At 42.8% G+C, this 22,005-nt stretch carries 21 protein-coding genes; 2 read left to right on the top strand and 19 right to left on the bottom strand.

Annotated features, from left to right (window positions below):
* Window positions 1-293 precede the first annotated feature (293 nt).
* Window positions 294-1,037, top strand: a complete 744-nt coding sequence (vrrA, locus tag ACQCT5_RS08685; protein WP_499640947.1) for a VrrA/YqfQ family protein — start codon at window positions 294-296, stop codon at window positions 1,035-1,037.
* A gap of 121 nt (window positions 1,038-1,158) precedes the next feature.
* Complete coding sequence (locus ACQCT5_RS08680) at window positions 1,159-2,106, top strand: 4-hydroxy-3-methylbut-2-enyl diphosphate reductase (RefSeq protein WP_499640945.1); 948 nt, start codon at window positions 1,159-1,161, stop codon at window positions 2,104-2,106.
* Between the two features lie 544 nt (window positions 2,107-2,650).
* On the opposite strand, the gene ACQCT5_RS08675 is transcribed toward ACQCT5_RS08680, so the two are convergent.
* From ACQCT5_RS08675 to ACQCT5_RS08585, 19 genes are all read right to left on the bottom strand, one after another.
* Complete coding sequence (locus ACQCT5_RS08675; protein WP_499640943.1) at window positions 2,651-3,769, bottom strand: Nif3-like dinuclear metal center hexameric protein; 1,119 nt, start codon at window positions 3,767-3,769, stop codon at window positions 2,651-2,653.
* Entirely contained in the window at window positions 3,756-4,475 is a 720-nt protein-coding gene (locus ACQCT5_RS08670) for a tRNA (adenine(22)-N(1))-methyltransferase (RefSeq protein ID WP_499640941.1), read from the bottom strand. Before ACQCT5_RS08670 ends, ACQCT5_RS08675 begins: the two co-directional genes overlap by 14 nt.
* A gap of 115 nt (window positions 4,476-4,590) precedes the next feature.
* Window positions 4,591-4,989 carry a cytochrome c550 gene (cccA, locus tag ACQCT5_RS08665; protein ID WP_499640939.1) on the bottom strand — a complete coding sequence of 133 codons (399 nt, stop codon included), beginning with the start codon at window positions 4,987-4,989 and terminating at the stop codon, window positions 4,591-4,593.
* A gap of 234 nt (window positions 4,990-5,223) precedes the next feature.
* Window positions 5,224-6,363 carry an acyl-CoA dehydrogenase family protein gene (locus ACQCT5_RS08660; RefSeq protein WP_499641182.1) on the bottom strand — a complete coding sequence of 380 codons (1,140 nt, stop codon included), beginning with the start codon at window positions 6,361-6,363 and terminating at the stop codon, window positions 5,224-5,226.
* A gap of 170 nt (window positions 6,364-6,533) precedes the next feature.
* Entirely contained in the window at window positions 6,534-7,064 is a 531-nt protein-coding gene (locus tag ACQCT5_RS08655; protein WP_499640937.1) for a hypothetical protein, read from the bottom strand.
* 114 nt (window positions 7,065-7,178) lie between these two features.
* On the bottom strand, window positions 7,179-8,303 hold the full coding sequence (gene rpoD, locus ACQCT5_RS08650; protein WP_204415861.1) for an RNA polymerase sigma factor RpoD: 1,125 nt from the start codon (window positions 8,301-8,303) through the stop codon (window positions 7,179-7,181).
* 45 nt (window positions 8,304-8,348) lie between these two features.
* Window positions 8,349-10,163: a DNA primase gene (gene dnaG, locus ACQCT5_RS08645; protein ID WP_499640935.1), complete on the bottom strand. Its 1,815-nt coding sequence runs from the start codon at window positions 10,161-10,163 to the stop codon at window positions 8,349-8,351.
* Window positions 10,164-10,193: 30 nt separating this feature from the next.
* Window positions 10,194-10,664, bottom strand: a complete 471-nt coding sequence (locus ACQCT5_RS08640) for a YaiI/YqxD family protein (protein WP_499640933.1) — start codon at window positions 10,662-10,664, stop codon at window positions 10,194-10,196.
* Window positions 10,665-11,173: 509 nt separating this feature from the next.
* Window positions 11,174-11,983, bottom strand: coding sequence for a pyruvate, water dikinase regulatory protein (locus ACQCT5_RS08635; RefSeq protein ID WP_499640931.1), 810 nt, complete (start codon window positions 11,981-11,983; stop codon window positions 11,174-11,176).
* 14 nt (window positions 11,984-11,997) lie between these two features.
* Window positions 11,998-12,627: a transcriptional regulator CcpN gene (ccpN, locus tag ACQCT5_RS08630; RefSeq protein WP_499641180.1), complete on the bottom strand. Its 630-nt coding sequence runs from the start codon at window positions 12,625-12,627 to the stop codon at window positions 11,998-12,000.
* Between the two features lie 189 nt (window positions 12,628-12,816).
* Window positions 12,817-14,898: a glycine--tRNA ligase subunit beta gene (gene glyS, locus ACQCT5_RS08625; protein WP_499640929.1), complete on the bottom strand. Its 2,082-nt coding sequence runs from the start codon at window positions 14,896-14,898 to the stop codon at window positions 12,817-12,819.
* Window positions 14,891-15,778: a glycine--tRNA ligase subunit alpha gene (gene glyQ, locus ACQCT5_RS08620; RefSeq protein ID WP_224838459.1), complete on the bottom strand. Its 888-nt coding sequence runs from the start codon at window positions 15,776-15,778 to the stop codon at window positions 14,891-14,893. Before glyQ ends, glyS begins: the two co-directional genes overlap by 8 nt.
* Window positions 15,779-16,093: 315 nt before the next feature.
* Window positions 16,094-16,855 carry a DNA repair protein RecO gene (recO, locus tag ACQCT5_RS08615; RefSeq protein WP_499640926.1) on the bottom strand — a complete coding sequence of 254 codons (762 nt, stop codon included), beginning with the start codon at window positions 16,853-16,855 and terminating at the stop codon, window positions 16,094-16,096.
* A 108-nt stretch (window positions 16,856-16,963) separates the two neighbouring features.
* Entirely contained in the window at window positions 16,964-17,104 is a 141-nt protein-coding gene (locus ACQCT5_RS08610) for a YqzL family protein (protein ID WP_499640924.1), read from the bottom strand.
* 375 nt (window positions 17,105-17,479) lie between these two features.
* Window positions 17,480-18,394 carry a GTPase Era gene (era, locus tag ACQCT5_RS08605; protein WP_499640922.1) on the bottom strand — a complete coding sequence of 305 codons (915 nt, stop codon included), beginning with the start codon at window positions 18,392-18,394 and terminating at the stop codon, window positions 17,480-17,482.
* Window positions 18,387-18,785: a cytidine deaminase gene (locus tag ACQCT5_RS08600; RefSeq protein ID WP_499640920.1), complete on the bottom strand. Its 399-nt coding sequence runs from the start codon at window positions 18,783-18,785 to the stop codon at window positions 18,387-18,389. Before ACQCT5_RS08600 ends, era begins: the two co-directional genes overlap by 8 nt.
* 109 nt (window positions 18,786-18,894) lie before the next feature.
* On the bottom strand, window positions 18,895-19,287 hold the full coding sequence (locus ACQCT5_RS08595) for a diacylglycerol kinase family protein (protein ID WP_499640918.1): 393 nt from the start codon (window positions 19,285-19,287) through the stop codon (window positions 18,895-18,897).
* A complete protein-coding gene (gene ybeY / locus ACQCT5_RS08590; protein ID WP_499640916.1) occupies window positions 19,265-19,744 on the bottom strand; it encodes an rRNA maturation RNase YbeY in 480 nt (159 codons plus the stop codon). The genes ACQCT5_RS08595 and ybeY overlap by 23 nt, the downstream gene beginning before the upstream one ends.
* Window positions 19,741-21,972, bottom strand: a complete 2,232-nt coding sequence (locus tag ACQCT5_RS08585; RefSeq protein WP_499640914.1) for an HD family phosphohydrolase — start codon at window positions 21,970-21,972, stop codon at window positions 19,741-19,743. Before ACQCT5_RS08585 ends, ybeY begins: the two co-directional genes overlap by 4 nt.
* Window positions 21,973-22,005 lie beyond the last annotated feature (33 nt).

Below are 22,005 nucleotides of genomic sequence, written 5' to 3'. Positions count from 1 at the left end.
AATTTAAAATCATGATTATCTATGTTAATGTTCCATAATTTTCAAAGAGATCATTTTTTTAGTTTGTCTCATTTTTTACCCAAACTACTATTATAAATGACTTTCTCCGTTTTGGCTACATTACGGTTGTGCCCATTCTTATGGGACGATAAACATTTCAAGTACTAACGGCATAAATTATAAAAGAATAAGCAATTGTCTCATGTAAAATGTTAATGTCTTTCTATTTTCCCCATTAATCACGCTGATGTAACAAACACACAAGAATTTTTAAGAAAGAAAGGAGGATTACCATGTTTTTTGGACCAAACCGACCGATGCCAACAAATAATGCTTCACCTTTTCAGTTCGGAGGCGGCATGCAACCATTTGGGCAGATGCAGCCACCAAATATGTCAAATATGCCTAATCCAATGATGATGAGAAACCCATCTCCTTTTATGGGGGGAATGGGAGGAGGTTCCAGGGGACCATTATTTGGTGGTAATTTCGGAGGATCTGGTTTTGGTGGTTCCGGATTTGGCGGACCTGGATTTGGAGGCGCGAACGTTGGCGGTTCCGGTGGCGGAGGGGGCTTGCTTGCCAAGCTTTTTGGCCGAGGAGGAGCAAGGAGCATTGGCGGTATGGGCGGACTGGGGCAACTGGCTAACACCGGCGGAGGCTTAGGTCAGTTGGCAAACAGTGGCGGCGTCCTTCAGCAACTTGCAAATCCAGGGAATCTTACCGGGATGTTAACGAATGTTCAAAAGGCGCTTAAGATGGCGGAATCCGTCATGCCAATGGTTCAGCAATATGGGCCTCTCGTTCGAAACGTGCCTGCCATGATCAAATTATATAGCGAATTGAAAAATGTCGATGTGGATGATGAGGAAGAAACTGCTGCCGCGGAGACAACTGATGAAAACGCGGATTCTGACAGCAAAAAGGATACGGCTGCCTCGTCTAAACCGCGTCGAAAGAAAAAAACAGAAACAGATACGAAAGAAGTAAAAAATGCAAAATCAAAAGGGGCACCCGGACCAAAGCTTTATGTTTAGAACTGCCCTTATCTTCCTTTTGTACTATCCGTCCCATTTATATTATAATAAGAGAATAGTAGCGAGAGAGTGTGTATCGTATATCACTCTCTTTATTTATTAATAAGGAGGGTAACATAGTATGGAGATTATTAAGATTGCCCCACGTGGCTATTGCTACGGCGTAGTGGATGCTATGGTTATTGCAAGAAATGCAGCTTTAGACAAAACGTTACCACGCCCAATCTACATTCTTGGTATGATTGTTCATAATAAACATGTTACAGATGCATTTGAAGAAGAAGGAATCATAACGCTCGACGGTGCGAACAGAAAAGAGATTCTGGACAAGATTGATCACGGAACCGTCATATTCACAGCTCACGGTGTGTCCCCGGAAGTGAAAAAGCTTGCCAGTGAAAAAGGTCTGAACACCATTGATGCTACATGTCCGGATGTTACCCGTACACATGACCTGATTCGTGCAAAGGAAGCAGAAGGCTATGATGTCATCTACATCGGCAAAAAAGGCCATCCAGAGCCGGAGGGAGCCGTTGGTGTCGCACCGGGCATCGTCCACCTTGTAGAAAACGAGGCTGACGTGGCAGGACTTGACATTAATAATGAAAAGATTATCGTAACGAACCAAACGACAATGAGTCAATGGGACGTTGCTGACATCATGGTAAAGGTGCAGGAAAAATATCCGCACGTGGAGCAGCACAAAGAAATCTGCCTGGCTACCCAGGTCAGACAAGAGGCTGTTGCCGAGCAGGCTGGAGAAGCGGACGTCACGATTGTTGTCGGTGATCCAAAAAGCAACAACTCTAATCGCCTTGCGCAGGTTTCCCTTGAGATTGCCGGCACTCCTGCATACCGTATTTCAGACATCAGCGAATTGCAGGTAAAGTGGCTGATGGGTGCAAAAAAAGTTGCTGTGACTGCTGGAGCATCCACTCCAACGCCTATCACGAAGGAAGTCATCACGTTCATCGAAAACTTCGATCCAACGAACGAAGCAACATGGAATACGACGAAAAATGTTCCTTTGCAGAAGATATTGCCAAAGGTGAAGAAGAAGACAGTTTAAAAAGGATTGCTGCCGGGATTGCTGCCGGTAGCTTTTTTTGGTTGATGTTAATCTAGTGCAGAAGTACTTTCTGTTAGAAAGTGACCGATCGGGTGATGATATCATTCCTGTCTTTTGATTCCTTCACTCCTTCTGTTCCGACCAGGTGAAGGTATCATTCCTCCCTTTTGATTCCCTCACTCCTTCTTTTCCGATTGGGTGAAGGTATCATTCCACCCTTTTGATTCCTTCACTCCTTCTGTTCCAAGCGGGTGAAGGTATCATTCCTCCCTTTTGATTCCCTCACTCCTTCTGTTCCGACCAGGTGAAGGCATCATTCCTCCCTTTTGATTCCCTCACTCCTTCTGTTCCGATCGGGTGAAGGTATCATTCCACCCTTTTGATTCCCTCACTCCTTCTGTTCCAAGCGGGTGAAGGTACCATTCCTCCCTTTTGATTCCCTCACTCCTTCTGTTCCGACCAGGTGACGATATCATTCCTGCGTTCCCAAATAACAAAAAAGCAGCCCGACACCACATGTGCCAGACTGCCCCATAAATACCAATCACAAAAACGTAAAAGGGTCTGTATTTGATTCCGAGACCACCACTTCCAGCTCCCATTTACTATCAGCAGCGGCAGCATCAAGCTTATCAGCTATTCCTTTTTTCATAATCTTTTCTGCATAGTGACCGGGATCTACTACATTCAACCCGATTGCCATCGCATCATGCGCAGTGTGGAAATAAAGATCTCCCGTTACATATACATCAGCTCCTGCAAACTTGGCATGGTTGATGTACTTGTTCCCATCTCCACCCACCACAGCGACTTTCTTTACCATATCGTCCAAACCGCCTACAACACGGACATTCTTCACATCAAGCGTCCGCTTCACAAGCTCGGCAAATCTATCCAGAGTCATCGGCTCAGCAAGCTTTCCTACTCTTCCTAACCCGAGCGTTTCCCCTTCGTTTTTCAAAGCAAAAATATCATAGGCGACCTCTTCATATGGATGCGCCTTTATCATCGCATTCAACACTTTTCTCTCGAGTGATACAGGATAGATGGTTTCCACCTTCACTTCCTCGACCTTTTCAAGCGCTCCCTGCTTACCGATAAAAGGATCTGTTCCTTCCATCGGGAGGAAACAACCTTCCCCTACCGAACTGAAAGAGCAGTGGCTGTAATTGCCAATATGACCAGCTCCGGCTTCCCCCAATGCTGAACGCAAATCTTCCGCGTGAGAATCAGGAACAAAAACACTCAGCTTACGCAGCTCCTCGGTCATGGTTGGTACAAGTATCTTTGTATCGACCAAGCCAAGCGCTTCAGCGAGCATATCATTCACCCCACCAACTGCAATATCCAGATTCGTATGGGCCACGTATACACTAATATCATGCTTGATACATTTCGTCACTATCCGTCCTGCTGCATTGCCGTCCGTCACATGAGGCAACGCACGGAAAATTGGTGGATGATGCGCGATTATTAAATCTATTTCTTTCGCAATCGCTTCATCGACTACGTTGTCCAAAACATCTAAGGTGATCATCACTTTTTTCACAGGCTTATTCAATGTTCCGATCTGCAAGCCGATCTTATCGCCTTCCATCGCATAGCGCTTTGGTGAAAATTGCTCAAACCATTGTATGATTTCATGGCCGTTAGCTGTTTTCAATTCCAAGTTCCTCCTCTACCAGCTTGATTTTCGCTTTCAATTCCGCTTTCTTCTTTTCGTTCGCATCTGTAACAGGAGCATCATCAAGCTGACTGACAATTTTCTTCCAGTGCTCTCTTTCATTTGTCCATTTTTGTACGAAAATGTCATTCTTCTCATTGCTTAGAAATGGTCCCATCAACAGTCCTGCTTCTTTATTATTCAAATATGGCTTCCTGCTATCGCCACGGTCTGCAACAAGGATTTCATAGATACGTCCTTCATCATCCAGGATCTTCTCCGCAGTAAGCTCCCAGCCATTGGACAACAGCCATTCTCTTACCTTCTTTGCACCGATATTCGGTTGAAGGATCAATCTTTGAACACCTGCAAGCTTGTCCTTCCCCTTCTCGAGAATGGTCTGGATAAGCGTACCTCCCATTCCTGCAATTGTAATGCAGGTCACTTCATTCGGTGAGATGACCTCAAGTCCATCCCCTTTTCGCACATCAATTACATGGGAAAGGTCCGTTCTTCTTACCTGATCCAATGCAGATTGAAAGGGTCCTTCCACCACTTCCCCAGCAACCGCCCGTTCAATCATACCTTGCAGATAGACATAGCACGGGAGGTAGGCATGGTCAGATCCGATATCTGCCAATATGCTGTTTTTAGGAATATAGGAAGCGACCGCCTCCAGCCGCTTCGATAATTTTAATTCATTCATCAAAGATCACCACAATTATTATGTATTTTGTTACAGATACGATAAGTATAAAAAAAAATCCTTCACAAATGCAAAGGACCTTTTATATGAAAACATGGTTGTAAAGATTGAGGGATTAATGGCCTCCGCCGTCTTCTTTCGCTTCGCCTTCAGCGCCTTCTTTACCGTAGTTTGCCAACCATTCGGCTAAGACTTCAGCTTCCTGCGCATTAGCTTGGCCAGCTGGCATCGCGCCTTGACCATTAATGATAATATCCTTGATTTCTTCTTGATCTAATCTTTCGCCTACATCAACAAGAGCTGGTGCTCCCGCTCCCCCTGCAAGGTCATTACCATGACAGCCAATACAAGATTTTGATGCATAGATCTCCTCAGCAGACATATCCGCTGTCGCACCATCTTCACCGTTAGCAATTTTCTCGGCTTGATCTAAACCAATAAAAGAGAATAAGAACATTAATCCCAGTCCTAAAACTGCAATAAATGCAAAAGGAATAAGTGGATTACGATTCATAATTTTCAAACCTCCTTATGTACATGTACGAATGTCGAAACTTATACAAGCACTATCTATTTTACTTTATATTTTACTATAGGAAAAGACCAAAATGCCAACTTCTGTTTTAAATTCACAGTTTAGACAAAAACCTTCATCCTGGATGAAGGTTTCAGACTGTTGGCAACATATTTAGTTTTCTCTAATGCCCATTCTATATTCTACCTTTTAAAAAGTTTTTCACAAAAATATTTAGCAGCCTAAATGTCTAGCAATCACCATTCTTTGAACTTCCGAGGTTCCTTCTCCAATTTCCAGGAGCTTGCCGTCCCTCATGAACCTCTCTACATGATATTCCTTCATATAGCCATATCCGCCGTGCAGTTGGACAGCCTGGTCTGCAATTTCCATACAGACCTCGGACGCGTAGAGCTTACACATCGAAGCTTCTTTGGAAAAAGGTCTTCCCTGATCTTTCAGCCATGCCGCTTTATACACCATCGTTCTTGCAAGCTCAAGCTTCATTGCCATGTCGGCAAGCTTGAATTGGTTCACCTGGAAGCTTGATAAGGATCTGCCGAACTGTTTCCGTTCTTTTGAATAAGCGAGCGCTCGCTCAAAGGCCGCCTGAGCTATCCCTAAAGCCATTGCACCAATTCCGATGCGTCCACCATCCAGCGTGATCAGGAACTGTCTGAAGCCCTCTCCACGCTTTCCAAGAAGGTTCTCTTGCGGTACCCGGACATCTTCAAGTACCAATTCAGTCGTATTGGAAGCGTTCAGCCCCATTTTTTCATAGTTATCAATTACCTGGAAGCCTTGTGCATCCGTTGGGACAATCACAGCAGATATTTCTTTTTCATTACCATTTCTGCCTGTAATGGCAGTAAGCGCCAAATGCTTTGCATAGGATGCATTGGTAATGAAGCATTTATTTCCATTGATGATATAGTCATTTCCATCTTCCACTGCTGTCGTCTGGGTTCCCCCGGCATCAGAGCCTGCGTTCGGTTCTGTCAATCCGAATGCTCCCAAGGACTCACCTGTACAGATAGGAACAAGGTATTGGCGTTTCTGTTCTTCCGTCCCAAAAAGGTTGATTGGTGCCCCCCCTAATGAAACGTGGGCGGAATAGGTAATCCCAGTGGAGCCGCATGCACGACTGAGTTCCTCTACCACAATGGCAAAACTTACTGTATCAGCCCCAGCTCCTTCGTATTCTTCCGGAAACGGCAGACCCATCATTCCCAGATCAGACAGTTGGCGAAAAACTTCAACCGGAAATTTTTTGTCACGATCCCTTTGAAGGGCTCCAGGTGCTACCACTTCATCAGAAAACTCTCTAATCGTTTTTCTTATCATTGTTTGTTCAGATGTTAAATCGAAATTCATCATTTTCCCCCCTTGATGTTTAGCAAAAAAACCTTTTCCCGTGTAAAACTGTGTATCAAAAGGAAAAGTAATTTCCATCTACACTTACATATTGAATACGCTTTCAAATGTATTATAATAGAAAGGAGGGAATATTCTCAACTTTTAAAAATAACAAAATTATATGTAAATTACTTTAATATAATAACTCCTAAGATTAAAAGACCAGTGATAATGGCAGCCACATTCAGGTAGTACCATTTCTTGAGAAATCCGACTACAAACCACCCAATAGCCTGAGCACCTACTGTAACTAGCATCTTTGTGGAATGGTAGCCGGTCGCTTCCACCAATTTCAAGGATAGGAGAAGCACAAGCAGAGCGGTTGTAACTATTGGTATATGTATAAAGAAATGTTCTTTCCGAAAAACAAAATAGCCCAATAACGACAGCAGAATAAAAAATATTATCGGGAGCATTTGCAAATCAATTGACAATTCAGTAAAATAAATGACAAGAAATGTTATTGGAACGAACAATGGAATAAGGAATGCAAAAAATATATGAAAGAGATTCTTTTTTTGAACTTTTGCTTGTTTATTGCTCCCCTCCCCCTCGGTATATAGCGCTAGCAGATAGTCACAATAGTGTTCCGGAAGCAAGCGGCTTTCCTTCCAATAATGTATCTCTTGAATGATAGTATCTTTTCTTTGTCTATTCAAAGTAAATAACACTCCTCTTGCAGGTGCAGATAACTGAAAATTAAAAATAAATATAATGAAAAAAAGAAATAGTTCACCTTATAAATAAAAGCGAACTATTTCGGAGTTTAGATTCTATTCGAGGAAATCCTTTAAGCGTTTGCTGCGGCTTGGGTGTCTCAGTTTTCGAAGTGCTTTCGCTTCAATTTGTCGGATACGCTCTCTAGTCACACCGAATACTTTACCAACTTCTTCGAGTGTACGTGTACGTCCGTCATCAAGGCCAAAGCGGAGTCTTAGCACATTCTCTTCACGGTCTGTCAATGTATCCAGTACATCCTCCAGCTGTTCTTTCAGCAACTCATAGGCAGCATGATCAGATGGGGATGTAGCATCCTGGTCTTCGATGAAATCACCAAGATGTGAGTCATCCTCTTCACCAATTGGCGTTTCCAAGGAAACTGGCTCTTGTGCAATTTTCAGGATTTCACGTACTTTATCCGGTGTAAGGTCCATATCTTCTGCAATTTCTTCCGGACTTGGTTCACGTCCAAGGTCCTGAAGAAGCTGTCTTTGAACACGAATCAACTTATTGATCGTTTCCACCATGTGTACCGGGATACGGATGGTTCTCGCCTGGTCTGCAATGGCACGGGTGATTGCTTGACGAATCCACCATGTGGCATATGTAGAAAACTTGAACCCTTTTCTGTAATCAAATTTTTCTACCGCTTTAATCAGACCCATGTTACCTTCCTGAATCAAATCAAGGAACAGCATTCCGCGTCCTACATAACGCTTTGCAATACTTACAACAAGACGCAGGTTCGCTTCAGCCAGACGACGTTTTGCCTCTTCGTCTCCTTCTTCGATGCGGTTTGCCAAGCTGATTTCTTCTTCAGCAGACAACAGGTCCACACGTCCGATTTCTTTTAAGTACATACGGACAGGATCATTGATTTTCACACCGGGTGGTACCGTCAGGTCATTAAGGTCGAATTCCTCTTCCTTTGCAAGCTGTTGAGTGTTTGGGTCATCATCTGATTCAGCTTCCCCGATTATTTCGACACCCTGCTCCCCAAGGAACTCATAGTACTCATCCATCTGGTCGGACTCCATCTCGAAGCCGGACATTTTTTCTGCTATCTCTTCATACGTCAGGACTCCACGTTTCTTCCCAACTTCTGTTAGTTGCTCTTTTACTTGATCGATGGTCAATTCTGTTTCCATCTCTTTTGATTGCGCTGATTTTTCAGCCATCAACAGTCCCCTCCTTCCAACATTGAACGCGATAAAGAGGCATATTTATTGTTTTAACTCTTTTTTCAATTGGATAATTTCCATCGCGATTTGTGCAGCACGCAAAAAGTCGTTTTGAACTTCTGCCTGTTTCTTTTCTTGTTCTTTTTCCTTTATTGTTAACAACTTTGGATAATTAAACACCTGTTTCATGTAATCCCGCAGAACTGCCTCACTTAATTCTTCCTCAAGTGTCAGCATTCCGAGCTCGGAGATTTTTTTCTTCAGCTCCACCTCAGGGATGCGCTCCATGAATACGCTAATATTCGGTTCATATCCTTCCTCATAAAAGGCATAAAGGTAAGCGGCTATAGCCCGATGCTCCTCCATGATGAAAGCTCCTTCGATGGATGCTTGCACTTTGTCGGAGACCGCTCTATTTTTCAGCATATGTGCCAATAGAAAGCGTTCTGCGTTTTCGTAGGCAGGTTTTAACGTTTTAGAAAAGAGCTTTGGCTGGTTAGATATATTAATTCTATTCTGCTCCCGATAATCCTTTTTTTGGTTAAGAGATTTATACACTTGAAACTGCTGTTGCTTCAGCGCATCAAGGGAGATGGAAAATTCATCTGCCAGCTGGCGTAGATAATGATCCCGCTCCACCGCTTTTGAAAGCATACTGATTTCCTTCAGAACATCTTCTATATACCTGATCTTTTCTCCTTCGTCTTTTAAGTTTCTGCCTCGGCGAAGGTATTGCAACTTAAATGCCATAAACGTTAAACTTGCCCCTATTACATCCTGCTTGAATGACTCAGGCCCTTTTTTGCGGATATAGTCATCAGGATCTAGTTTATCTGGCATCAAGGCGACTCGCACATAACAACCCTGCTCAATCAGAATCTTAGCCGCACGATATGCAGCCTCGATCCCTGCATTGTCCCCGTCATAGCAGATGATGACACTTTCTACATGACGGCGGATGATCCTTGCCTGATCCTCTGTCAGGGAAGTCCCCATCGTTGCAATGGAATGATGCAATCCTGCACGATCGGCAGCAATTACATCTGCAAACCCCTCAAAGAGTATCACTTGCTCCTGTTTGCGTATGTGTGGTCTTGCCTGGTGGAAGTTGTACAGGATTTTGCTTTTATTGAAGAGTGCCGTTTCAGGAGAGTTCAAGTATTTTGGCTCCCCTTTTCCCAACACACGTCCGGAAAAAGCAATCACGTTTCCTTTATGATCATGTATCGGAAACATGATCCGGTCCCGGAAACGGTCAAAATATTCGGCGGTGTGCTCCTTTTCAATAAGAAGACCCGCTTTTTCAAGAAGCTTTTGGTTGTATCCTCTTTTGGTCAAAAACTTAAGGGCAAAATCCCAGCTGTTCAGCGCATATCCAATACCGAACTTTTTCATCATTTCATCGGTAAATTCTCTTCCGCTTAAATAGTCGTAGGCTTCCTGACCCTCTTTTGTATTTAAAAGTAAATGATGGTAAAATTTCTGTAAGAGCAAATGTGCATCCATCATCCATTTTGTTTCTTTTGACTGACCTGAATTTCCGGAAGGTTCATTTTCCGGGACTTCCATTTCAATATTCGAGGATTTGGCAAGCTTTTGGGCCGCCTCTACAAAACTGACGCCTTCTATATCCATGATAAAGTTAAAGGCATTCCCTCCAGCTCCGCAGCCAAAGCAATGAAATATCTGTTTATCCGGGGAAACGGAAAAGGAAGGTGTGCTTTCGCCATGAAATGGGCACAGTCCAAAATAGTTACGACCTTGTTTCTTTAATTGTACATATTCACCAACTACATCGACTATGTCGGATGATTGTCTTATTTGATCAATGGTCTGTTCAGGAATTCTATAGTTCATAACAACACTCCGTGACTAACTATTCGCTTTCTATTCCCGAATTCCTGCAATATTCGACAAAGTTTTTTTGAATGAATGCACAAAGTTTTCCCGGTTCTGCTGAGAAAACGCTTTAGGCCCTTTTGAATAGTTTCCTTTTCTTCGTTCTTTTGCCGATAAAAATCTCATGTGAAGCATCATGTCCATTTCGCTCTCTTCGTATTGTTTTCCACGAGGAGATAGAACATAAACGTTCCGCGACACCAACATACTGGCCAGCCCTTGATCCTGGGTTACCACCACATCATTTTTTCTTGCATGGTTGAGTATGTAAAGATCTGCAGATTCCTTTTCATCATCCACATATACCCATGTACCTTTTATTTCGTTTTTGACTACGTGGGAGTAGGATGCTACAAAGTAAACGTCCAATTGATATGTATGACCGATACTACTGATCTCTTCTTTAACAGGACAGGCATCTGCGTCGACCAAAATAATAGGTTGTCGATTATTTTGCATGTTAAATGGTTTCTACATCCCTTCCCAAAAACCTTCTTTTTTCGCTAGTTTTTTTATGGTTGTCGAACGAAACTGTCTCCTCGCTATTGACTTATAGCTAGTTTTAGTTTATTCGATTAACTGGAACTCTAAACCCTATACGGGAATTTTTTTATCACAATTTTTTATTATAATATAAACCTTTTGAATTGACCACTAAAATACATCCGAAAAAATCATGTTTTCCCCGAAGAAAAAGAGCACTTTGTATAAGCGCTCCTTCTTATAATTATGATTTGTTCTCCTCGAACACCGCTGTTGATTTCCGCGCAAGCCAGCAGCGACACGCGGGCTTTCGCCTGCGGGGTCTCTCCGACTCCGCTTCTCCCGCAGGACAAGGAAAGCTTCGGCAGCGATACATCGCACGAAGAAAATGCTCGCGGAGTCTCCGACTTGCGCTCCAATCAACAGCTGCAGACGGTATAGATCAATAATCTGCCCTAACGGGGATTAAAACCAAAAAGGGCAATCTACTTTAACCGGTTGTTGTAGATGTTTGAGATGAGGTTGGCTGTTTCTTCTACTGCTTTGTTGGTGACGTCGATTACCTCACAACCTATTTTATTAACGACAGTCTCAAAAAATGCAAGCTCTTCTTTAATTCTTTCCATATTGGCATAGGCTGCCTTATCGTTCAATCCCAGTGCCTTTAGACGCTCTTTTCGGATGTCATTCAGCTTTTCGGGACTGATTTTCAGGCCGAAGCACTTTTCAGGAGAAACCTTGTACAGCTCTTCCGGAGGATCTACTTCAGGGACAATGGGCACATTCGCTACTTTCAGTCGTTTATGCGCCAGGTATTGGGATAGCGGAGTCTTGGAGGTTCTGGAAACTCCAACCAATACGATGTCAGCTTTGATAATCCCTCTTGGATCACGGCCGTCATCATATTTTACCGCAAACTCAACCGCTTCAATTTTCTTGAAATAATCATCATCCAGCTGTCGCACCAGTCCTGGCTGATACTTTGGCTTCACTTTATATTCGTGTTCCATCAAGTCGACCAATGGACCGATAATATCGTAAACCGGAACCCCCTCCTTCTGGGCAAGGGAAATCAGGTGTTTCCTCATTTCAGGGACAACAAGGGTGAACGCGATAAGTCCGTGATTAATTTTTGCTATGGAAATTACTTCTGTGATGGTTGCGATATCCTCCACATAAGGTATTCTTTTCAAATGGAAATTCGCTCCATTAAACTGGCTGATTGCCGCCTTCACTGCGAGTTCTGCTGTTTCTCCAACTGAATCTGAAAGAATGTATACCGTTCGCTTTTCCATGATTCTCCTCCAATCTAGATTATTTCGTTATGCGCAAGAGCAACAAGAACCTTGGTAATATTTGTTTTCGTAATTCTTCCGACCACTTCATAGCCTTTGTCTGTTTGCTTTACGACTGGAAGAGCATCAATCTGCTTTTCGATCAATTTCTGTGCAACATCGATAATCAGATCCTCTTTAAAACAATAGGTGACATTCGGCATTCTTGTCATGATGATATTAACCGGGATGGAGGTGAGCTCCTGTTTCCCGATGCTTGCACGCAACAGGTCTTTCCGGGAGAGCACTCCCACAATGATAGAAAATTTATCCACCACGAAAAGTGTTCCGACATCCTCTAAAAACATCGTGCAGATTGCGTCATAAACCGAGACGCTCTCATGAACTACGACGGGAATCGATGAATGGTCATGAACCTGGATTTTATTGATTTTATCAGACAGAAGTTGGGATCCCGTCTTTCCTGTATAGAAATACCCCACTCTTGGCCTAGCATCCAGATAGCCTGCCATGGTCAGAATGGCCAAGTCGGGACGCAGTGTTGCTCTCGTCAGGTTAAGTTGATCTGCAATAGCTTCTCCGGTGATAGGTCCTTGGTCTTTTACAATCTGTAAAATATGTTCTTGCCGTTTATTCAGTTCTATTGTCGTTCACCACCTATCTTAGAAATGCTTCTAATTGTGACATACTTTATATGTAAATATTATATACTAATTATACTGAAATACGACAGAAATGGAAAGAGGCTGACTAAATAATGTTTGCTATTATTAGTCAGCCTCTTTCTTCAATTTTCTTATTTTATCACAGGATGTTTCGTTTGTCTCAGGATATTACTTTACAATAATGACGTTTATATTTCCAAAAATAGAAATCAATCGAGACAGACTTGCCATTAAGGCAAGACGGTTGCTACGGATTTCTTCCTTGTCTGTCATTACCATGATATTGTCGAAGAAGGCGTCAATCGCCGGTTTCAAGGTAGCGAGCTCCTTCCAAACCTCCGTATAATCCTGGGATTCTGAAGCCTGAAGTACCTTTGCTTCTTTTTCTTTGAACAAGGAGTAAAGTTGTTGTTCCTCCACGTCGATGAGAAGTTCTTCTTTTACCTCGTCATTATTAGTAGCCTTTTTGGCGATATTTCTAACGCGGCTCAATGATTCCATCGTTTCCTTGAACTTCGCATCCGCTTTTGAAGAGTCCAGAACTTCCGCTTTTTTCACGCTTGCACTCATATCATGCAGAGGCAGCTCCAGTATGGCATCCACTATATCATAGCGAATTCCGCGTTCTGACAGGTTATTCTTTAAGCGCATTTTGAAAAATTGAATCACTTCGGCAGCAATTTCTTCTTTTGTACGCTTTCCGATATTCTGTTCCTCATAATAAGTGACAAATTTAGTGATCAGTTCTTCAACAGAAATCGGCCATTTTTTATTGATCAGCGTCTGGATGATCCCGGATGCTTGGCGTCTTAATGCATATGGGTCCTGGGATCCTGTTGGAATGACACCAATTGCAAAGAAACCGACTATTGTATCCAATTTTTCCGCAATGCTTAGAATTGCTCCAACATCGGAATTCGGAGTATCATCATCGGCAGATCGTGGCATATAATGCTCATTTATTGCACGAGCCACTACCGGGTTTTCCCCTTTCGCTGTCGCATATTTCTCACCCATGATACCTTGCAGTTCCGGGAATTCATATACCATGTGTGAAACCAAATCAAATTTATAGATGGAGGCTGCGCGGCTTACATTCTTCACAGTCTCTTGATCCACCTGAAGGAGATCTGCTAATTGAAGAGAAAAGTTGTGCACTCTTTTTACTTTTTCTCCAGTTGTTCCTATTTCTTCATGGAAAACGATTTTATCTAGTCTTCTTACCGCGTCTTCAATGACAAGCTTTTCGTCTTCCTTTGAAAAGAAGGCTGCATCTGATAGTCTTGCACGAAGCACCTTTTCATTACCTCTTGCTACTAAATCCAGATTTTCGTGGTTCCCGTTTCGGACTGTCACAAAATAAGGAAGTAGCTTTCCATCTTGGCTTTTCACCGGGAAGTATCGCTGATGCTCTTTCATGGATGTAATCAACACTTCCTCCGGCAAGGAAAGATACTCGGACTCGAATGTACCGAATAGTGCTGTAGGATACTCAACCAGGTTGTTTACTTCTTCAAGCAGGTCCTCATCCACGGGGATTTCCCAGCCATTTTCCTCTCCGATGATGGACAGTTGCTGTCTGATCGCTTCTTTTCGCTCAAAAGCATTTACAATGACGTAATGGGAAAGAAGGGCATCCACATAGCTCGCTGCTTCCTTCAACTCCACTTGCCCTCCTAGGAAACGGTGACCGGTTGACACTCTTCCGGACTCCACACTGGTGATTTTCATGGGAATGATCTCGTCACCGAATAAGGCGACCAGCCACTTGATTGGACGAACATAGCGCAGCACTTCACTGCCCCAACGCATGTTTTTCGGGAAATGCAGGCCAGTAAGAACAGGAACGATCGTTTCAAGGATCTCTTTTGTTTCTTTCCCTACGACATGCTTTTGTACGTGTGCATATTCCACGCCGTTGATTTCTTTGAAGTAGATATCATCTACAGTCAGACCTTGACCCCTTGTAAAGCCTTGTGCCGCTTTGGACCATTCCCCATCCTCATTCTGGGCAACTTTCTTTGCAGGACCTTTTGCTTCAACAGTAACATCCTCCTGCTTTTCCACCAGGTCTTCTACCAGCAGAGCCAAACGACGTGGCGTGGAATAAACGTGAACATAACCGAATTCCAATTGATTGGCCATCAACCATTCCTTCACTTTCGCTTCCAGTTGGTTCATCGAGTCTGTCACAAAGCGAGCAGGCATTTCTTCTAGTCCGATTTCAATTAAAAAATCCCGTTTACTCATTTGTGTTCTCCTCCTTATTCAAAATTGGAAAACCTAGTTTCTCTCTTTCATCATAGAACGTTTTCGCTACTTTCCTTGCGAGATTACGAACACGTCCAATATAGCCGGTACGCTCTGTTACAGAGATCGCGCCTCTGGCATCCAATTGGTTAAAGGTATGGGAGCATTTCAAAACATAGTCATAGGCAGGATGCACGAGTCCATGGTCCATTTGACGATGTGCTTCCTTTTCATAGATATCAAAAAGATTGAATAGCATGTCAGGGTCAGACGTTTCAAATGTATATTTGGAATGCTCGTATTCCGGTTGAAGGAAGATGTCACGGACCGTAAAGCCTTCTGTCCACTCCAGATCAAAAACATTTTCCTTATCCTGAATATACGAAGCCAAACGCTCGATACCGTATGTGATTTCTACAGATACCGGCTTACACTCCAAGCCGCCTACCTGTTGGAAATACGTGAATTGAGTGATTTCCATTCCATCCAACCAAACCTCCCAGCCCAGTCCAGCTGCACCGAGTGTTGGAGCCTCCCAGTTATCTTCCACGAAACGGATATCGTGTTTTAACGGGTCGATCCCTAGCTTTTTAAGGGATTCCAGATAAAGCTCCTGAATATTATCAGGTGAGGGCTTCATGATCACCTGGAATTGATGATGCTGATACAGTCTGTTCGGATTTTCCCCGTATCTACCATCTACCGGTCTACGGGAAGGCTCTACATAAGCCACATTCCACGGCTCTGGACCAATACTTCTAAGGAAAGTATAAGGGCTCATCGTTCCGGCACCCTTTTCGACATCATAGGCCTGCATCAAAATGCAGCCCTGTTCGGACCAATGATTTTGCAGTGTTAAAATCATATTTTGAATGTTCATTTTCATTTCCCTCCAATTCTTATTTTCATGTTGACCAAGAGATGAAAATAGAAAAAACCTCCCATCTCTATGCCAACTTTCATCAGCATAGGGACGAGAGGTTTTCCCGCGGTTCCACCCTATTTGTAAAGGGTCAGCCCTTTACCACTTTATCCGTATTGCTCCAGAATGCCTTCTCCATCTCTCTAATCCCTAGCTTCCACTATCCTAGGTTCGCTTTATTAGAGGGCGACAGGTACTACTTTCCTTCACCGCAATCATTATGAACGTAATAGGATAATAAATGATTTTTTTCACAAAGTCAATGTATCACCGCTATTTTTTATCAAGATTTACTTTTAACGTACCAATCTGTTTAAGGAACCGTTTGGATTTTAACATTATCCCTGAATATGCCTCGTAATATTCATCAATGATCAGACGCAGCTCAGCTCGAGTCTCCTCTTTAAGAGACAGATTCCCTATTCGATGCAGATCGTAATAATAAAAGGTTCTCAAAAGCCTTAAAGCTGCTGGTGATGCCTTTATAAGATATGGGTCCTTATGAAAGCAGCGATGACAAATAAAGCCCCCTTCCTTGATTGAAAAAGCAAATGTACCTTCCGTGCTTGCACAGGAAGCACATTTATTCAATTCAGGTGTTATTCCGATCACATCGAGCATTTTCATCTGATAAATGAACGTTAATATTTCTGCATCCATTCCATCATTGATATAGTGTAGAGTCAGGTAAAGTAGGTCGTATAGATGAGGGTTGCGGTTTCTTTCTTCTGTAACACGGTCCATGAGTTCCACCACAAATGAGCAATAGGCGGTCAGGAATATATCTTCCCTTATGGCCCGCATCGACTCCATAATATCTCCCTGCTGTAGACTTCCAAGGCCGGTGCCTTTCTGGAATACATAAGTGCCATGTGAAAACAGCTGGGAAACTGCCGTCAACCGGCTGCTCGGTTTATTGGCCCCTCTTGCCATTACACCCACTTTCCCCAATTCCTTCGTATACAAAGTCACAATTTTATTGTTTTCCCCGTAGGCATTTGTTCTGATAACTATCCCTTCACACTTATGTAGCAATTCGTACACCATCCCGCACTGATAATCCTGTCTTTATCAATTGTATAGACCTATATGCAAAAAGGCAATCTACAAGGGTAGATTGCCTTTATCGGGTAGTCATCATCGTCATGAAATTGGTAAGTCTTGATTCGCCAGCTCTTCTGATTGTTCGGGTATATCGACATTCTCCTTTTCAAGCTCTTTAAAAAGAAGATAGGTATCAATATTACCTGTTTCTTTAAACACTTTCCAGGTAAAATCCAACATTGTAAACCCCACCCTTTCTGTAGTAAAGACCAGCATACTTATTCCAATTCCTATATGACTATGATGACCGTTCAAGGGCCAAAACATGTTAGATAAATAATGTAAATTTCCTGCAAAGTTAAGTGCTGCGTATATGCTTGCCTTTTATTTCCCATAAGGTTTGAATAAGTAACTGTTTGCCAAATGGCTTTAGTATTAACGGCTCTGTGTAACACCGCTGTTGATTTCCGCACTAGGCGCAGCGACCCAAGGGGCTTGCGAGAGCCTCCTCGGCTTCGCCTGCGGGGTCTCCACTAATCGCAACACCCGCCGGAGTCTTCGCCTATTGCTCCAATCAACAGCTAGCATAGTTAATAATAACACTTTTATTTCTGATTAATATTCATCCGCATTAAAGCCGAAGTCTCTTAGCTGGGATTGCTTGTTGCGCCAGTCTTTCTGGACTTTTACCCATAGCTCGAGGAAAACTTTTGAGCCGAGGAGCGCTTCAATATCCATTCTTGCTTTTTGTCCCACTTCTTTTAATACCTTACCTTGTTTTCCGATGACGATGCCTTTTTGAGAATCACGTTCCACCACAATCGTTGCCTGAATATCCACGATATCTCCACGTTCGCGCTTTTTCATCGAGTCGATAGCAACAGCAATGCTATGCGGCACTTCTTCCCTCGTTAAATGCAGTACCTTTTCCCGAATAAGTTCTGAAACAATGAATCGTTCAGGATGGTCTGTCACCTGGTCAGCTGGGTAGTATTGTGGTCCCTCAGGCAAGAATTGCTTAATCTGCTCAAGTAATGTTTCAACATTATTTCCTTGAAGTGCAGAAATGGGAATGATCTCTTTGAAATTGAATAGAGATTTGTACGTTTCCATTAAAGGAAGCAATTCGTCAGGGTGAACCTCGTCGATTTTATTTATGACCAAGTATACTGGAGTACTTGTTTCCTTCAGCTTCTCAATAATAAATTCATCGCCTCGACCCAATCCTTCTTTTGCATTGATCATGAATAGGATGAGGTCCACTTCTTTCAGGGTATTCTGGGCTACTTTCATCATGAAATCGCCAAGTTTATGTTTGGGCTTATGGATACCAGGGGTGTCGATGAAGACAATCTGTGCGTCATCCTGAGTAAATACACCTTGTATTTTATTACGGGTCGTTTGAGGTTTGTCGCTCATAATGGCAATTTTTTGTCCGATGACCCTGTTTAAAAATGTCGATTTTCCTACATTCGGTCTGCCAATAATGGAAACAAAACCTGATTTGTAGTTTGTATTGGTATTAAGCATTTAAGTCCTCCGGCGAAAAAGCTCCTGGCAGCAATTCAGCTACAGTCAATTCCTGTACATCACCGTGAAGGTTGGTTAAGATGACTTTCATTTCAGGTGCACATAATTCAGAGATAACTTGGCGACAGGCTCCACAAGGGGGCACAGGGCGGCGAGTATCAGCTACAACTGCAATTGCGTCAAACTCTTTCTGACCTTCTGAATACGCTTTAAATAATGCCGTACGTTCTGCACAATTGCACATACTGTAAGCGGCATTTTCAATATTGCATCCGCGATAGACATTTCCGTCTTTTCCTAGTAGGGCTGCACCAACTTTAAATTTGGAGTATGGTACATAGGCTAATTCTCTTGCTGCTTTTGCTTCTTGGATCAAAGCTTCGATGTTCAATATTGTTCTTCCTTTCTACTATAAGCTTCAGGGTTCGCGTTACTTTTATTTTACCTTAATTCACGTGGTAAATCACGTTAAAATTAAATAAAAATTTAAAATTTTCAATTTATTTAATAACAGCCCACAAATAAGGCGAGAATAAGAGTATTCCTATTATAACAGAGATAAAAGCAAATACCAGCGCAGCCGAAGCCGCTACATCCTTTGCAATTTTTGCCAAAGGATGATATTCCTCCGTTACAAGGTCCACCACATTCTCTATTGCAGTATTGAGTATTTCAATGACGAGAATACCTCCAATGACCATAAAAAGGATGAGCCATTCCACTTTGGATATATTCAAGAATAGGGAGAGCGCTATCACGCAAAAAGCTATACCGACGTGAATTTTGATATTCCTCTCTGTTCGGAGGACGAACATCAATCCACTCCACGCATAGGTAAAGCTTTTTGCGAAAGAGCTCCTATAACCCTTCTTATTCCGCTCTTTTGAGTCCATAGGCGTCAAGAATTTCCCTTTGTTTATCGAACATTTCCTTTTCTTGCGCTTCGGTTTCATGGTCGTAGCCCAGAAGGTGGAGTAGTCCATGGAGCGCAAGAAAACCAAGCTCCCTTTTCATTGAATGGCCATATTCCTCCGCCTGCTCCATTGCCTTTGGAACCGAAATGATGATATCTCCAAGCATTCTTGGTGCATCCTCTTCATAGATGATCTCCATTTCCCCTTCTCCCATTTCTTCCATTGCAAAAGAAATGACATCCGTAGCCTGGTCCTTATTGCGATAATCACGATTGATTTCCCTTATTTTTTCATTATCAACAAAAGTAACAGAAAGCTCTGCGCCTGGAGTTATCTCTTCTTTTTTCGCTGCAAATTGAAGCAGCTGCTCTATATCCTTCCATTGCTCATCTGATATTTCCGTAGTTTCATCCATCATATCTATTTCCAGCATCATTCATCATCTCCCTTTTTCTTGGTGGCATCCGGATATTCTATTCGAGAATGAAAAATTCCCTGGAGGGTTTCACAGAAAGATTGTCCAACCGTCTCCAGCTCTCTGAAGGTCAGGGAGCAGTCACTATATTGCCCGTCCTGTAACCGGTCACTGATAATAGCTTTTACGATGCTCTCGATTTTATCTGGTGTCGGATTGTTCAGGGATCTTACTGCTGCTTCAATGCTGTCAGCAGTCCCAACAATGGCCGCTTCTCTTGTTGTAGCTTTCGGGCCAGGGTATCGGTATTCCTCTTCCCTGATATCTTCATTCTTCTCTTTCGCTTTATGGTAGAAGAATTTCAATAAAGTGGTGCCATGATGCTCGGCAGCAATATCCACAATTTCTTTCGGCATATTATGCTCGCGCAATATTTGAGCTCCGTCGGTAGCGTGTGCCACAATGATATTCCTGCTGGTTTGCGGTGGCAATTTATCATGTGGATTACTGCGACCCATTTGATTTTCGATAAAATAATGCGGTCTTCTTGTTTTTCCGATGTCATGATAATACGCCGCCACCCTTGCCAACAGCCCATTTGCCCCCACCGCTTCACATGCTGATTCAGAGAGGTTGGCGACCATGACACTATGGTGATACGTTCCTGGTGTTTCCATCAAAATCTTTCTTAACAATGGATGATTAGGATTAGACAATTCCAACAGTTTCATGGTGGAAAGCATGCCGAAACCTACTTCAAAAAACGGCAAAATCCCTATTGTCAGTACTGCTGATACGACTCCAGATCCAATTGCCATGGTGCTGTGCGTACCAATTTCCAGCCATTGACTGACTCCTGAGAGATCACGGTTTGTCAGCAGCATCATTGCAATGACCGTAATCACATTGATCAGGGACACAAATAGCCCTGTCTGGAGAATCGTCAGACGGCGATTATGCTGATTAAGGAACAGGACGGAAGCTATTGCTGAAATGATCAGATAAGCCCCTACCGTATAATTCATAGCTCCTGGGACTGTATTAAATATGAGACTTCCACATATCCCGAAAATAATACCTGAAATGATCGCTATCCTGTCATCTATTAACATCTTTATCAGCATGGCCCCCATTGCTACCGGTGCAATAAAGCCGATTTCCGTTGCATTAAGAGTCTGGAACAAGCTGAAGATTTTCAATAATAATAACGTGATGGAAAACACGAGTAGATACATGGTCAAGTAGGTATTCTTACTATGGATGCTCGTGTCAATTCTCCTGAATAGGTAAGCCAATGCAGTCACCATCAATGAAATGATAATTCCAAGCCCAATATACGGGGTAATGGAATTGGATTGATTAACAAGGCCTGCAGCTTCAAGGATCCTGAATTTTTCCCGATCCACAAATTGTCCCGCTTTCACGATAGTATCTCCTTGGGAGATGCGCACCGGTTCTACCGAATCTTCGGCTTGTCGTCTTAGATCCTGCGTCAATTCTGAATCATAGATAACATTTGGAATAATGGCCATATTTGCTAGCGAAATTCCGATATTCCTCACATTCATGGGAAGATTTCCGTACACTTGCATTTCTTGGACGGCATCATTTTTAGCTTCTTTCACATCGGCTTCAAGGCGGATTGTTTTTGACATCGCATTATTGATAGCAGTAACAGTCGCATTTCTTAATGTTGTAAGATCTGCTTTGTTCATTTTAAGAAGCATCAAGTATTCCTCATTGGCAATCGCTTCTTTCCAATCATCTGTAACTTGTCCCACCAATTTTTCTTTAAGCAAAGAAAGCTTCTCTTCATCCGTAAGTGTAACAGGCTCTGCAACCTGTTCCTCCTCGGCTTCTTCCGTTTCTTCTGTCGTGGTTTCTTCAGGCTGCTTTTCCAATGCTTGTATCTCTACCTGTACTTCTTCCACCACATCAAAAACCTTATGTACACGTTCCGCTTGTTGAATGACTTTTTCACGATCATGAATGTACTGGTCCTCTACAGCGTCCGCTTTTTCCCTTTGTAGCATGGCAGTAGCTTCCCTATCCTCAAAATTGTGTGGAGCCACAATTGTTTTTTCAGCGTTAGAGAAAATGCTTACATTTATTTCATCCGGTTTTACATTACTGTACATCAGACCGAACATGATGACACCCAGTAAACAGTAAATGACTATATGGTAAAATTTGAACCCTCTCAACTGCTGAAAGGATTTACCCAAATTTAATGGACGTTTCTTCTTCATATTCTCCCCCCTTTTTAGAAAAGCGTAGCCGGC

It is taken from the genome of Sutcliffiella halmapala, assembly GCF_050107295.1.
Classification (GTDB): domain Bacteria; phylum Bacillota; class Bacilli; order Bacillales; family Bacillaceae_I; genus Sutcliffiella_A; species Sutcliffiella_A halmapala_A.
This window is presented reverse-complemented; position numbering and strand designations above follow the sequence as displayed.

Coding starts and splice junctions, on each gene's coding strand:
- ACQCT5_RS08595 (WP_499640918.1), bottom strand. CDS start 19,287: ATGGACTCAAAAGAGCGGAATAAGAAGGGTTATAGGAGCTCTTTCGCA.
- rpoD (WP_204415861.1), bottom strand. CDS start 8,303: ATGGCTGAAAAATCAGCGCAATCAAAAGAGATGGAAACAGAATTGACC.
- ybeY (WP_499640916.1), bottom strand. CDS start 19,744: ATGATGCTGGAAATAGATATGATGGATGAAACTACGGAAATATCAGAT.
- ACQCT5_RS08610 (WP_499640924.1), bottom strand. CDS start 17,104: ATGTTGGATTTTACCTGGAAAGTGTTTAAAGAAACAGGTAATATTGAT.
- ACQCT5_RS08585 (WP_499640914.1), bottom strand. CDS start 21,972: ATGAAGAAGAAACGTCCATTAAATTTGGGTAAATCCTTTCAGCAGTTG.
- dnaG (WP_499640935.1), bottom strand. CDS start 10,163: ATGAACTATAGAATTCCTGAACAGACCATTGATCAAATAAGACAATCA.
- era (WP_499640922.1), bottom strand. CDS start 18,394: ATGCTTAATACCAATACAAACTACAAATCAGGTTTTGTTTCCATTATT.
- cccA (WP_499640939.1), bottom strand. CDS start 4,989: ATGAATCGTAATCCACTTATTCCTTTTGCATTTATTGCAGTTTTAGGA.
- glyS (WP_499640929.1), bottom strand. CDS start 14,898: ATGAGTAAACGGGATTTTTTAATTGAAATCGGACTAGAAGAAATGCCT.
- ACQCT5_RS08660 (WP_499641182.1), bottom strand. CDS start 6,363: ATGAATTTCGATTTAACATCTGAACAAACAATGATAAGAAAAACGATT.
- glyQ (WP_224838459.1), bottom strand. CDS start 15,778: ATGAACATTCAAAATATGATTTTAACACTGCAAAATCATTGGTCCGAA.
- vrrA (WP_499640947.1), top strand. CDS start 294: ATGTTTTTTGGACCAAACCGACCGATGCCAACAAATAATGCTTCACCT.
- ACQCT5_RS08640 (WP_499640933.1), bottom strand. CDS start 10,664: ATGCAAAATAATCGACAACCTATTATTTTGGTCGACGCAGATGCCTGT.
- ACQCT5_RS08670 (WP_499640941.1), bottom strand. CDS start 4,475: ATGAATGAATTAAAATTATCGAAGCGGCTGGAGGCGGTCGCTTCCTAT.
- ACQCT5_RS08680 (WP_499640945.1), top strand. CDS start 1,159: ATGGAGATTATTAAGATTGCCCCACGTGGCTATTGCTACGGCGTAGTG.
- ACQCT5_RS08635 (WP_499640931.1), bottom strand. CDS start 11,983: ATGGAAAAGCGAACGGTATACATTCTTTCAGATTCAGTTGGAGAAACA.